Annotated in this window: 11 protein-coding genes; 9 read left to right on the top strand and 2 right to left on the bottom strand. The window is 36.0% G+C overall.

Features of this window, described 5'->3' with window-relative positions; genetic code table 11:
- The first annotated feature begins 120 nt into the window (after positions 1–120).
- From LNP19_RS13285 to dnaN, 5 genes are all read left to right on the top strand, one after another.
- A complete protein-coding gene (locus LNP19_RS13285; RefSeq protein WP_230062382.1) occupies positions 121–951 on the top strand; it encodes an SAM hydrolase/SAM-dependent halogenase family protein in 831 nt (276 codons plus the stop codon).
- 80 nt (positions 952–1,031) lie between these two features.
- The gene (locus tag LNP19_RS13290; RefSeq protein WP_230062383.1) at positions 1,032–1,328 is read left to right on the top strand and encodes a putative quinol monooxygenase; all 297 of its coding nucleotides are present in this window, start codon (positions 1,032–1,034) and stop codon (positions 1,326–1,328) included.
- A gap of 63 nt (positions 1,329–1,391) precedes the next feature.
- Entirely contained in the window at positions 1,392–2,117 is a 726-nt protein-coding gene (gldF, locus tag LNP19_RS13295; protein ID WP_230062384.1) for a gliding motility-associated ABC transporter permease subunit GldF, read from the top strand.
- A complete protein-coding gene (gene gldG, locus LNP19_RS13300) occupies positions 2,117–3,802 on the top strand; it encodes a gliding motility-associated ABC transporter substrate-binding protein GldG (RefSeq protein ID WP_230062385.1) in 1,686 nt (561 codons plus the stop codon). Before gldF ends, gldG begins: the two co-directional genes overlap by 1 nt.
- Positions 3,803–3,908: 106 nt before the next feature.
- The gene (dnaN, locus tag LNP19_RS13305) at positions 3,909–5,027 is read left to right on the top strand and encodes a DNA polymerase III subunit beta (RefSeq protein WP_230062386.1); all 1,119 of its coding nucleotides are present in this window, start codon (positions 3,909–3,911) and stop codon (positions 5,025–5,027) included.
- 293 nt (positions 5,028–5,320) lie between these two features.
- Here dnaN and LNP19_RS13310 read toward each other — a convergent pair whose 3' ends face one another.
- Together LNP19_RS13310 and LNP19_RS13315 are read right to left on the bottom strand one after the other, a co-directional pair.
- Positions 5,321–7,093 carry a MutS-related protein gene (locus LNP19_RS13310; protein WP_230062387.1) on the bottom strand — a complete coding sequence of 591 codons (1,773 nt, stop codon included), beginning with the start codon at positions 7,091–7,093 and terminating at the stop codon, positions 5,321–5,323.
- 85 nt (positions 7,094–7,178) lie between these two features.
- Entirely contained in the window at positions 7,179–8,012 is an 834-nt protein-coding gene (locus LNP19_RS13315; RefSeq protein ID WP_230062388.1) for a universal stress protein, read from the bottom strand.
- Between the two features lie 963 nt (positions 8,013–8,975).
- Between LNP19_RS13315 and mnmE the strand changes: the two genes are divergently transcribed.
- The 4 genes from mnmE to LNP19_RS13335 all read left to right on the top strand — a co-directional run bounded on the left by mnmE (position 8,976) and on the right by LNP19_RS13335 (position 13,067).
- Complete coding sequence (mnmE, locus tag LNP19_RS13320) at positions 8,976–10,379, top strand: tRNA uridine-5-carboxymethylaminomethyl(34) synthesis GTPase MnmE (protein ID WP_230062389.1); 1,404 nt, start codon at positions 8,976–8,978, stop codon at positions 10,377–10,379.
- A gap of 1,276 nt (positions 10,380–11,655) precedes the next feature.
- Positions 11,656–12,411 (top strand): hypothetical protein, encoded by a 756-nt coding sequence (locus LNP19_RS13325; protein WP_230062390.1) that lies wholly within the window; start codon positions 11,656–11,658, stop codon positions 12,409–12,411.
- 1 nt (position 12,412) lies between these two features.
- Positions 12,413–12,808 carry a DUF5675 family protein gene (locus LNP19_RS13330; protein ID WP_230062391.1) on the top strand — a complete coding sequence of 132 codons (396 nt, stop codon included), beginning with the start codon at positions 12,413–12,415 and terminating at the stop codon, positions 12,806–12,808.
- A gap of 31 nt (positions 12,809–12,839) precedes the next feature.
- Positions 12,840–13,067, top strand: coding sequence for a hypothetical protein (locus LNP19_RS13335; protein WP_230062392.1), 228 nt, complete (start codon positions 12,840–12,842; stop codon positions 13,065–13,067).
- The last annotated feature ends 725 nt before the right edge of the window (positions 13,068–13,792 follow it).

Raw genomic sequence — 13,792 nt, forward strand, 5'->3', positions numbered from 1 at the left:
GTTAATATTTAGAATTTGTTTTTGCTTTTTTGCTTTTTTGAATTTACTATTATTAGCTTTGCATTTCTCAAATTTAATGAAAATTAGTTTTAGATTCCACCAATAGTTATAAACAAAATTATGTCAATAATTACCCTTACTACCGATTACGGCTTGAAAGACCACTTTGTAGGTGCGTTAAAAGGGAAAATTCTATCTGAATATTCAGAAGCTCAAATTATCGATATTTCGCACGATATTGACCCATTCAACACCGTTGAAGCCAGTTACATTATTAGCGCTTCCTATTCCAGTTTTCCAAAAGGAACTGTTCATCTCATTGGTGTGGATTTGGAATTAAATAAAGAAAACCAACATATCGCCATGCAATGGAATGATTCTTTTTTTATTGCTGCCGATAATGGTATTTTAAGCATGCTTTCGCAAAAAATTGTCCCTCAAAAAATCGTTTCCATTAACATCCATGATCGACTTCCCAGTGAAGCAACCGATTTAGATGTTTTTGTAAAGGTGGCTTGTCATATTGCCAAAGGCGGTTCGTTAAGTGTCATTGGCAAAGAAATCAATGCAATCAAACAAATTACGGAACTGAAAGCGGTGGCCTCAGATGATAATAACATGCTGAAAGGGCATGTTATTTATATTGATCATTTTGGTAATGTAGTCACTAATATCAGTAAAAAACAATTCCTGGAAGTGGCCAAAGGCCGTCCTTATGAAATCCTAATGAAGACCAAGAACATCAAAACCATTTTGCCCAATTATTCCGCCATAGCCAGCTCTGACAAATATCCTATAAAGAATTACGAAGGGGAAAAATTAGCCATTTTCAATGAAGCCGGTTTTCTGGAAATTGCCGTTTTTCGTAGCAATCCTTCAAACGTAGGATCGGCAAACAGTCTCTTAGGATTGAATTACAGAGATGTGGTTTCTATTCAGTTTAAGAATTGAGTATTATAATTTCAGGTTACTAATTAAGATTTTCAAAGTAGATTAAACAATAAATAACTTTAGGGTTTAAAAAATAGACAATGTTTGTACGCATAGTAAAAATGAGTTTCTCTGAAGAAAATATTCCTGCATTCCTGGAAAATTTTGAATCAGTAAAAGAAAAAATCCGCCATGCTCCAGGAAATCGTTTTCTGGAACTGTATCAGGATAAAAATAATAAAAGCATCTTTTTTACCTATAGTTATTGGGAAACCGAAGCAGATCTAGAAAACTATAGACAATCAGAATTATTTAATGAAGTTTGGACTTTTACCAAAAAATTGTTCAATGCTAAACCAGAAGCCTGGAGCGTGGATAAACTGGTTAGTTTGCAGTAATCAGTGTTCAGTCGCAGTTTGTCAACCGAACAACACCTAATTTATAATTCACAATTAAAAAAAATGAAATCAATAGTTTTAAGAGAAATAAAATCCTTTTTCGGTTCGCCTATTGGGTATTTAGTGATTGTATTATTTCTAATTCTAAACGGATTATTCCTTTGGGTATTTGAAGGAGAATACAACATCCTAAATACTGGTTTTGCTGACATGAGCCCCTTTTTCACTCTATCGCCTTGGATTTTAATTTTCTTGATTCCTGCGGTAACCATGCGCAGTTTTTCGGATGAGAAAAAACAAGGAACCCTTGAATTATTACTTACTAAACCATTAAGTATTTGGCAAATAGTAAACGGAAAATTTCTTGGATCCTTCTTATTAATCGTATTGGCCATTATTCCAACATTTATCTATGTTATTGTAATTTCTAACCTTGGAATGCCAGAAGGCAATATCGATATGGGAAGTACCATCGGATCTTATTTTGGATTATTATTCTTAATTTCTGCCTATACCTCCATTGGAATATTTACCTCTACCCTTTCTGAGAATCAAATTGTGGCCTTTATTGTTGCTGTTTTTTTATGTTTCTTTTTCTATTTTGGATTTGAAGGTCTCGCCTCGCTATTACCTGCATTTTCGAACTTAATTTTGGCGGTAGGTATGCAGGATCATTTTAAGAGTATGAGCCGTGGCGTTATTGACACCAGAGATGTTCTTTATTTTGTAAGTATAACGACGTTGTTTCTTTCGTTTACTGTTTATAAACTTAAATCTTTTAAATTGTAATGGTACTTCATAAAAAAAACAACCTGAAAAACGTATTGTTCATCATCCTAATCTTGTTGGTTCTAAATGGTATTGGTTCTCAATTTTTTCATCGATTTGATTTAACGAAAGACAAACGCTACACCCTTTCTCTTACTTCTTTGAATATCGTTCAACAGATCAAAGAACCGCTTTCGATACGAATATACATGCAAGGCGATTTACCGGCTGAATTCAAAAGATTACAGCAGGAAACTAAACAGCTGCTAGAAGAATTTCAGGCCTACAATTCGAATATTGTATTTGAGTTTGTCAATCCCTTGGAAAATGAAGAAGATAGCATGAATAACGTTAAAGCACTTTATTTAAAAGGGCTGACACCTATAAACATCACTGTTGACGATAAAGGAAAGCAATCTCAAGCTATGGTTTTTCCTTGGGCGACTGCCGTTTATAATAATAAGGAAGTCAATATTCCTTTGTTGAAAAACCGAATGGGTGCTTCGACAACTGACAAAGTGATTGGATCTGTTCAGCATCTTGAATATTCTATTGCAGATGCTTTGAATAAGATTACCAAAGACAAACAAAAAAAGATTGCCGTAGTCAAAGGAAACGGAGAACTACAAGATATTAGAATGGCTAAATTTCTTCTGCAAATTAGAGAAAGTTATCATATCGGTCCGTTTACCTTAGATTCTGTTGCAAAAAATCCAACAGCGACTTTGAATGCATTGGAAAAATATGATTTGGCAATCATTGCAAAACCCACTGAAACTTTCTCTGATTCCGAAAAACAAGTGTTAGACCAGTTCATCATCAATGGCGGGAAAACCATCTGGCTGATAGACCAAGTTGCGGTAGAAATGGATAGTCTTTACAACAATTCCGGTGCTACTTTAGCTTTTCCTAGAGATTTGAATTTGAACGACATGTTCTTTAAATACGGAATAAGAATCAATCCTGACATTGTCAAAGACGAGCAAGGAAGTCCTATAAAACTAGCTTCGGGCGAACAAGGGAGCGCTACCCAATATCAAGATTTCAATTGGAAATTCGCCCCATTGGTCTATCCAGAAAGTACGCATCCTATTGTGAAAAATTTAGGTGGTGTTAAATTTGATTTTGCCAATCCTATTGACACTTTGAAAAACGGAATCAAGAAAACGGTGCTTTTACAATCGTCCCAATATTCTAAAAAAATAGGAACTCCATCAGAGGTCAATTTGAATATTGTTGCCGAAGAAACCAGTCCAAATCATTATATAAATACCGGAAATATGCCCTTGGCAGTTTTGCTGGAAGGTTCTTTCAACTCCATGTTCGAGAACAGGGTTTTGCCTTTTGAACAGAAAAATTTCAATGCTAAAGGAATGGAAAACAAAATGATTGTAATCTCAGATGGTGATTTGGTAAAAAATCAACTTGACAAAAACTTTCAGCCGGTAGAATTGGGTTATGACCAAAGATCAGGGAATTTATATGACAACAAAGATTTCTTATTGAATTGTGTCAACTATTTACTCGATGACACCGGACTTATTAACATTCGATCTAAAGATCTTGATTTGCCTTTATTGGATAAAGAAAAAGTTTACGAAAACTATACTCGAACACAACTCCTAACTATCGGGCTACCAATCCTAATTTTAATTCTTTTTGGAACCGTATTTACATTTCTACGAAAGCGAAAATACAGCCGCTAGATGTTAATAAAAAAGTTTCTTTACTAGAATAGTTTACGATATATTTGTAAAATGTATTTTATTTTACAAACTAAGATAGATACCACAAAAAAATAAAATAAAACAGATGAAATTTATAGTATCGAGTTCATACTTATTAAAACAATTACAAGTTTTAGGTAGCGTTATCAACAGTAGCAATACTTTGCCTATTTTGGACAACTTTCTATTTGAATTGGACCACAATGAATTGACGGTTTCAGCATCCGATTTAGAGACTACTATGTCTGCCACTTTAGCTATTGATTCTACCAGTAAAGGAAGTGTTGCGGTACCTGCAAAATTACTTTTGGAAATCCTAAAAACTTTCCCTGAACAGCCCTTAACTTTTACTGTTGAAGAAAATAATACCATTGAAATCAGTTCAAATTCTGGTAAATATGCTCTAGCATACGCTCCAGGAGAAGAATTCCCGAAAGCGGTAAATTTAGAAGAACCGTCTGTAACCTTAGTTCCTGCTGATGTATTGGCCACAGCGATTAGCAAAACTATTTTTGCTGCCGGTAATGATGATTTGCGTCCGGTAATGTCAGGAGTGTTTTTCCAATTTTCTCCTGAAGGTTTGACTTTTGTGGCTACAGATGCGCACAAATTAGTAAAATATGCTCGTACAGATGTAAAAGCTTCTCAGGTTGCTGATTTTATCATGCCAAAGAAACCATTGACTATTTTAAAGAATATCCTTTCTACTTCGGATGCTGAAGTGAAAATCGAGTACAACGATTCAAACGCTACTTTCTCTTTTGACAATTACATCTTGATGTGTCGTTTAATAGACGGAAAATATCCAAACTATGAAGCGGTTATCCCAAAAGAGAATCCAAATAAATTAATGATTGACCGTTCTCAATTCTTGAGTTCTGTACGTCGTGTTGCAATTTTCTCTAACAAAACAACACACCAAATCCGTTTGAAAATTGCCGGTGCTGAGTTGAATGTTTCTGCCGAAGATATCGATTATTCAAACAAAGCCGAAGAAAGATTGACTTGTGACTATCAAGGTGACGATATGCAAATAGGATATAATTCCCGTTTTCTTACTGAAATGCTGACCAACTTACAATCAGACATGATCATGCTAGAAATGTCATTACCTAACAGAGCCGGAATCCTGACTCCTGTTGATGGACTAGAAGAAGGTGAAACCGTTACTATGTTAGTAATGCCAGTTATGTTGAATAGTTAACAATATGTTAATATCTTATTGTTCTTTTTTTTGATAATTAACATATAATACTTATCATTGTAATTCAAAATACGCTATTAACCAAACCATTTTTTATATTGAAAAAACCGCTATTTCCCTAACCAGGATATGCGGTTTTTTTTTTGTTCTGAAATTATTCAATATCAGAAAGAGAAAGCTATTTTGGATCAAAACGAAAAACTGTGGAGCAATAAAAATTAAACGTAAATATTTTACCGCAAAGGGCACATTATCGCAAGGTTTTGAAAATCCTCACTTCTCACATCTAACTTCTAGATAACTCCCATTTTTTTCATCAGGAAAGTGGCACTTTTATTTTTGCAAATACCGTCGCGAAGTTTGTAATCAAAATACAGTTCCTCATTTTGAATTTCGACCTCAAAACATTTGTTGACTAACTGATCCGGAAATTCATTTGTGGTCAAACAAACCTCAATATCATGGGTTGCAATGGCGCCAATCGCTTTTTTACCAATGACTTTTTTAACCACTTCAATAGTTCCATTTCGTTTGTCGTCAGAGTTTGTTCCTCTTAAAATCTCATCTAGTAAAACAAAAGCAGGTCTTCCTTCCAGTTCATCCATAATTTGTTTCAAACGCTTTATTTCGGCAAAAAAGTAGGATTCACTATCCGATAAGGAATCTGATAATCGCATCGAAACCAGGACCGGTAACGGATGTACATTGGCCTGATTTGCGCAAACAACAGAACCCATGCCAGACAAAACCATATTGACACCTAAACTGCGCAGAAAAGTACTTTTCCCGGACATATTAGATCCCGTCAAAATCATATAGGATTGCGGATAAAAAGAGACTTCATTTCCTACCCTATTTTTTGAATTCAGCAATGGATGACTCAAATTGGAAAAATCAATTTTATAGTTGGAATTCAATGTTGGATAGACAAATTCAGGGTTATTGTAAGAAAAATTAGCCAGACTGTTAAGCATTTCAAATTCTCCAATGACGTCTAGCCATTCCTCCAAGGCTTGCGTATGATCTGCCTTCCACTGAATCAAATTCTTTAAAACATGAATATTAAAAAGAAAAGTCCCGTTGAATAAGGATGCCGTAACCAGATTGGCAATACTGTCCATTTTAGAAAATAAAGAAGCCAATTGCTTCAAATGAATACTGGCATTCTCTTTCTTGTATTTCAGTTTTGCCTGCAATGCCATTAGCTTTTCGGATTCAAAGGATTCCTCTTCTATTTGTTGCATCAGTAAGCCGTACTGATTGATAATTTGATCAATATTGGATGAATTGGCAATTTCGATTTGAATACGCTTTAAAAATCTTCCTAGAAAAGCTAAATTAAAGACAAACAAATAAGCCATCAGAGACAAGAAAACGGAATTAGAAGTCAAGAAATAAGCCAAAACAAATCCTGTGAAAACAACTGGTGAAGCATAAGAAATAAAAAGCGCCACTTTTGACAAAGGCTTGCTGTTAAAAACACTCCACTTTAATAAAATCTCGTAACTGGATTGATTATCCTGACTTATTTTGGCCAAAGCCAAGAAATGCTGTCGCCAATTTATTTTTTGAGTCAGCTCTTTTACCGCCTGCTGATTGTCTAGAATTTCCTGATTAGGCAAAAGGTTTAACACTTGGCCTGCCAATGTCTTTTTTCCAATATAGGTGGCTGTTCTATTCAGATTTTGAAACAAGGAGTTTTCGCCAAATACATCTAAGTCATAGGCATAAGGATGATGAAAATCATTGAATTCCTGTCCATTTTCAAAAGGGATTGATTTTCTTTCTAAATAGGAAAGCTCATTTTTATTTACTTCTAAAAGTGCCGTATTTAATTTTCTTTTAAAAAGCAAGTTCGAATGAATACGCATCAAAAAAATGAAAACCGCAAAAAAAGCCACTGCCAAAGCAATGAAAATCATTCCCTCCTTCTGGAAATAATAGTAGAGTGAACCGACAAAAAAAACAATACATACCAATCTAAGAACACTGATACTGTTGTATTTTTTGGTGATTTTACTTAATTCTTCAGAAAAGTCTTTGCTTTTTGCTTTATATATTTCCATATTCCAATTTTATGAAATACAAATATAGCGCTACGAAAGCAAATAAATGGTTAAATAAACGGCTAAAACAGTTGAAAAAAATCTGCTACTCTATATGAATGGATAAGATAGGAACATCAAAACTATTGGCAAATTTTTTAGTCAAACTGGGATGAAACAATCCTTCAAAAAAGCTTCTTTTATAAGTTAGCATGGTCAAGATATCAATTTCTTTGTACAAAATAAAATCTAATATGGTTTCTTTTACTTCATCGCCTGCAATTACAAAAAATTCGATGGGTTCAGCAGCAAATTCCTCTTCCCATTTTTTAATGGTTTCCTTATCAACATCTGATTTTCCGGTTTTCACATAAAGACATTTTAAATCAGCTTGAGCCATCTTGGCTATTTCCAATACCTTCTTCAGTGCTTTTTTATCTTTTGGTCTGAAACGGGTTGTAAAACCGATAGTATGGATTTTTTTAAACTGTGCTTCCATAGGAACACAAAGCAATGGAATCTTGACATCCATTAAAGCCGCTCCAGTATTTGTACCCATAAAAAACTCAGACCAACCCGAAGCGCCTTCGGTTCCCATAACCATATAATCAATCTTATCTTCTTTGATTGATTTATTGATATTGTAAATTAAATCTCCATCCATCAAACGGTGTGTCATCTTTATTTTATCCAGATTACGTTCCTTTGCAATAGCGCGAAGTTTTGGAATCTCGTCTTTAAACATATCAAATTGAGACAATTCAACAGATTCATAAATAACCATATAATTTTCAGGAAAAAACTGATTATCAAACACAGGCAACTCAAAAGTATGCAATAAAATAAGCTCGCCTTGAACAATTTTTGCAAATTCTAAGGCATGAACAAATGCATTAGTCGCTACTTCAGAAAAATCGGTTGGAAATAGAATTCGTTTCATTTTACAAATCTTTAAAGTGGATACTAATCAAATTTACATCTAAAGTTACGGTTTTAATGTGATAATTATCAGTTGTTTATATTTTTTTTTATTTCAATTACAACAGAAGTTCTTAAAAAATCAGATACTTAAGCCGTTAGATGTAATTCGTTTTTGATAATAATTTTTCGTTAGTTTGATTTTCGATAGAAAGCACTAGTAATGACGTTTTTTATTAGAAGAAAAAAAATAAGGTTACTGATTTTCTTTTTTGCTTGATCAACCCTTCGACTTCGCTCAGGGTGACGGTAACAAAAAAATCAAGCCTCATCCCGATAGCTATCGGGATTAAAAACTTAAAAACTACCTCAAAACTATGTTCCGCAGCCCGAGCCGTTCGTCCTTCGTCCTCAACTCGCGGACTGCTGCCACGTCGTTTTATCGTTGTTTTTCTATGTTTTTAATTTAAGGGCGGGGTGAGAAGTTGTGAGTTTTCTGTTATTGGTTGTCTGTTCTCTGTTATTTACTCACTGACTACTGACCACTGCTTCTCCATTCTGTTCTTGGTTTTTCAATAGTATTAGAATTAGTTTTAGTAATTGTGTTTTTTCTTTTGCCTTGATGCAAAAGAAACAAAAGATCAAGCCTCAAAATTCAAAACTTAAAAACTACCTCAAAACTATGTTTCGCAGCCCGAGCCGTTCGTCCTTCGTCCTCAACTCGCGGACTGCTGCCACGCCGTTTTATCGTTGTTTTTTGACGTTTTTAATTTAAGGGCGGGATGAGAAGTTGTGAGCGGAAGCTAAGGACCATTTGATCGCGGAAATAACAGTAATTTGATATATGATTAGAACAAATATAAAAGGTCATCTAATATTGCTTTTTTTGAATAAAAATTTTAGCTCGAACTGAGGTTTTTAATAATTACAGCCAACGGGTATACTTATTAAGTTTTAGTACCTTTGCAGCTTAGAATAAAAAAATATGTTATACAACGATTCGATAGTAGCATTGGCTACACCTTCGGGCGCGGGAGCCATTGCGGTAATCCGAATTTCTGGAAATGAGGCTATCACTATTGGCAATAGTGTTTTTAAATCCATTAAAAACAAAGATTTACTTCAACAAAAATCACATACTTTACATCTAGGTCATATAATTGATGGCAATAAAACTTTAGACGAGGTATTAATTTCTATCTTTAAAGGTCCAAACTCTTATACGGGCGAGAATACGATTGAGATTTCTTGCCATGGATCTACTTATATCCAGCAACAAATCATTCAGTTGTTGCTTCGAAAAGGCTGCCGTATGGCCAATGCAGGAGAATTTACGCTCCGAGCTTTCCTGAACGGCAAACTCGATTTGTCTCAGGCAGAAGCTGTAGCCGATTTGATTTCGTCCGATAATGAAGCTTCGCACCAAATTGCGATGCAACAGATGCGTGGTGGTTTTTCGAATGAAATAGCCAAATTGCGCGAGGAGTTATTGAATTTTGCTTCCTTAATTGAATTGGAATTGGACTTTGCCGAGGAAGATGTAGAATTTGCCGACAGAACTCAGTTTCATGAATTATTGAACCGTATTGAATTTGTACTCAAACGCCTGATCGACTCTTTTGCTGTGGGTAACGTCATCAAAAACGGGATTCCCGTGGCTATTGTGGGCGAACCCAATGTGGGGAAATCAACCCTTTTGAACGCCTTATTGAACGAAGAACGCGCGATAGTTTCGGACATTGCCGGAACAACGCGTGATACTATTGAAGATGAATTAGTCATTGGTGGTATTGGTTTTCGATTCATAGACACGGCAGGGATTCGAGAAACCCAAGATGTAGTAGAAAGCATTGGCATCAAGAAAACTTTCGAAAAAATAGAGCAAGCTCAAGTAGTCTTACTTTTAGTTGACAGTTCTCAGTTGGCGGTTGACCGTTTGCCAAATGTTAAAATAGAAATAGAAAAAATAAAAAATCAATTCCCATTAAAACCTTTGGTTATAGTAATTAACAAAGTAGATTTATTAAAAGAATCGGAATTAGAATTCATTAAAAAAGAATTACAAACTGACAACACACAACTCGTAACTATTTCAGCAAAGCAGAACATCGGTATAGATGATCTTAAGAATCAATTACTGTCTTTTGTAAATACCGGTGCTTTGCGTAATAACGAGACAATCGTAACCAATACGAGACATTATGATTCTCTACTGAAAGCATTAGATGAAATAAGTAAAGTAAAATACGGTCTTGAAACTGGTCTTTCCAGTGACCTAATGGCTCTGGATATTCGCGAGGCTTTATACCATTTTGGGATGATTACCGGACAAGTGACTAATGATGAATTGCTTGGAAACATCTTTGCGAATTTCTGCATCGGGAAGTAACAGAACCAACAATCCAACAACAAACGAGTTAAACTATTTACAATCAATATTTTAACTCGTTTTTATTTATCCTTAGTTGTGGTTAGAGGACGTTATTCGAATTCATACTTGATAAGTGCAGGCTGTGGTTTGTGAAAGCGTGCTATAGAATTTTGATTGAGGGACACAAGCATGATGCTTGCGCCAGCTTGCGGAGTCGTGAGAAGTGAGTCGTGAGAAGTGAGTTGTCAGTTGTGGGTTGTGGGTTGTGTGTTGCCAGTTGTGAGATGTGAGAAGTGAATTGTCAAAAGTGAATAACGAATAGTGAAGCCTGTTGGGGCGAGCCTCTTGCTCGTGCCGACAAACTAATTTCAATCTATTTCTAAAATGCTGTGATCATTATTGCCCTAATTCCTGGCATTACTGAATTTCCAATTGACAGGATCGTTTACAAAACCCGTTTCTAAAGATCCTATCTTCTTTATGGGTACGAACAAGAGACTCGTACTAGCAGAGGATTGAGGGGCACAAGCAAGATGCTTGCGCCAGCTTGTGGAGTCGTGAGAAGTGAGTCGTGAGAAGTGAGTTGTGGGTTGTGTGTTGTGTGTTGTGGGTTGTGAGATGTGAGAAGTGAATTGTCAAAAGTGAATAATGAAGCCTGTTGGGGCGAGCCTCTTGCTCGTGCCGACAAACTAGTTCCAATCTATTTCTAAAATGCTGTGATCATTATTGCCATAATTCCTAGCATTACTGAATTTCCAATTGACAGGATCGTTTACAAAACCCGTTTCTAAAGATCCTATCTTCTTCATGGGTACGAACAAGAGACTCGTACTAGCAGAGGATTGTGGAGCACAAGCAAGATGCTTGCGCCAGCCTAAGCGTAGCTGTCTATGCTGTTTTGTTCTCATGCATTGAGGGGCACAAGCAAGATGCTTGCGCCAGCCTAAGCGTAGCTGTCTATACTGTTTTATTCTCATGCACTATCCATGCACTATCCATGCACTATCCATGCACTATCCATGCACCATCCATGCACCATCTGCCTTGTACTGAAATAACGATACAGCTTCTTAAATAAATCCTATTATAGCTATACAAGTCCTAGCCAAAATAGACCTAATAAGGTCATTATAGCCCTTTTTGGGCCTTTATGAACACTAGCATTTTGATTTTCAATAAAATAGCTAAAGATTTGTACTATAAATCCGCTTTTAGATGCATCGAAATTGGTTTTATAAGGTTTGAAAAAATGTACCTAACATTTTATATATCAACATTATAATAAACAAAAATTATGGCTAAGCAAAAAGGCATTATTAAATTGAGAGGTACTATCGGGGATATTACCTTTTACAAGACTAAAGATGGTCATATGGCGCGAGAAAAGGGAGGCGTTGATGCCAAACGAATTGCCAACGATCCTATTTTTCAGCGAACAAGGGAAAATGGTTCTGAATTTGGAAGAGCAGGAAGAGCCGGAAAAATTCTGAGGGCTTCCATACGATCTTTACTACTGAATGCTGCTGACAGCAGAATGGTCAGCCGATTGACACAGCGGATGATTAAAGTGATTCAAGCCGACATGACCAGTGCAAGGGGGTTGCGCAACGTTATTGATGGAGAGGCTGAATTATTAAACGGTTTCGAATTTAATATTAATGGAACCTTGGGATCCAGTTTGTTTGCTCCTTATAATGGAAGTATTGACCGTGTTAGCGGTGCCATTACGGTTGAATTTGCTCCTTTTGTGCCGGCTCATATGATTGCTGCTCCCGGAGGGACAACACATTTTAAAATCATCTCGGCAGGAACTGAAATTGATTTTGAAGCAGGAACATTTGTCGAATCCCATTCGGAAACTGCGATATTAGCTTGGGACATGTTGCCAACGGAAGTTATTAACCATACTAATATGGTGACCCCTAACAGCAGTAAACCACTTTTTTTGGTTGTGGGATTGGAATTTTACCAAGAAGTCAATGGAAGCATGTACTCCTTGAAAAATGGTTCCTATAACCCATTGTCTGTGGTAACAGTTAGCGGCTTGTAAAATGGTTTTGGTCTTAACCAGAACGTATTTCCCTGAAGGAACTAACGGGATCATTCTCTATAAAGGCAAGCCAGTCTGTCATACGATTGAACTGCCTTGGAAAGATAATCAATATCAAGTTTCCTGTATTCCGGAGGGGGAATACTTTTTAGAAAAGCGCTACAGTAGTCGATTTGGCTGGCATTTGGAAATTATGGATGTTCCCAACAGGAGTTTGATTCTGTTTCATCCCGCTAACTATGCCTTAAAAGAGCTAGAGGGTTGTATTGCTCCTGTTAGTCAACTTTCGGGTCCGGGATTAGGGCTACAATCAAAAAAAGCCTTTATAAAGCTTAAAAACTTGATTTATAGTCAGCTTGATGCGAAAGAGAGTATTTTATTAATTGTTCAATCTTGATTCCTTAAGGGAATTGCAAAAAAATGAAATTATGAATGTACTAAAACGAGCGAAAGCTCCCACTCCAAAATTTTTTAAAATGCTTCGAAATATCGGACTTGCCTTGGCGGCAGTTGGCGGCAGTATTATTGCTGCACCAGTAGCCTTGCCCTTGACCCTTGTTTCGATAGGCGGTTATCTGGCTGTTGCCGGTGGTGTATTATCGGCTGTAAGTCAGTTGACTGGCGAGCCTAATTATGATCCCGATGCAAACGACTAACAGTCCGCTCATAGGGACTGCCAGTGGTACTTTTTTGAGTGTGCTACCGAATTTACAATCGGAAGACTTATTGAAAACCATAGTGCTGGCTATTATTGGAGCAGTTGTTAGTTTCAGTATCTCGATTTTGCTCAAAAAACTCGTTCGAAAGGAGAAGAAATGAAACCATTTCGGTTGTGAGTTGTATTTTAAGAGCCCAGACCTCGCGGTCTGGGCTTTTTTTCGTTTTTTATCACTTATTATATCGTATCCCCTGATAGCCCTGCGCGACTATTTTTTATATTGTTAGTCAATTATAGCTATGAAGATTTTTACACAAGTTCCTAAATCAATGTCCTTTCCTTAGAGAATCATTACAGATGTTCTTTTTCAGCCAAGCCCCTTCGCCTATCGCTAAAAATTATAATGACTTTAGGAATACGTATACTAAACTCTTATGTAGCTGAATGAGACAATATATTATTTATTCATTCATTTTATTAAACACTTTTTTCAACATCATTTGCTTGACTAAATCGCCGAATAATTTGTCGTCTAGTATTTTTTCAAATATTTCTTGATTTTGATCCATAAAAAACAGCAATAATGACACTAGCACAAAAAACCTTAGAAATTGCAATTGCTCAAGTTGGTGTCGAGGAAATACCCAGAAATAGTAATTGTGGTTCTGAAGTAGAGATTTTTTTTAAGAAGCGTAGGTCTCACAAAAGGATACCCGTGGTGCA

It is taken from the genome of Flavobacterium acetivorans (assembly GCF_020911885.1).
Taxonomy (GTDB): domain Bacteria; phylum Bacteroidota; class Bacteroidia; order Flavobacteriales; family Flavobacteriaceae; genus Flavobacterium; species Flavobacterium acetivorans.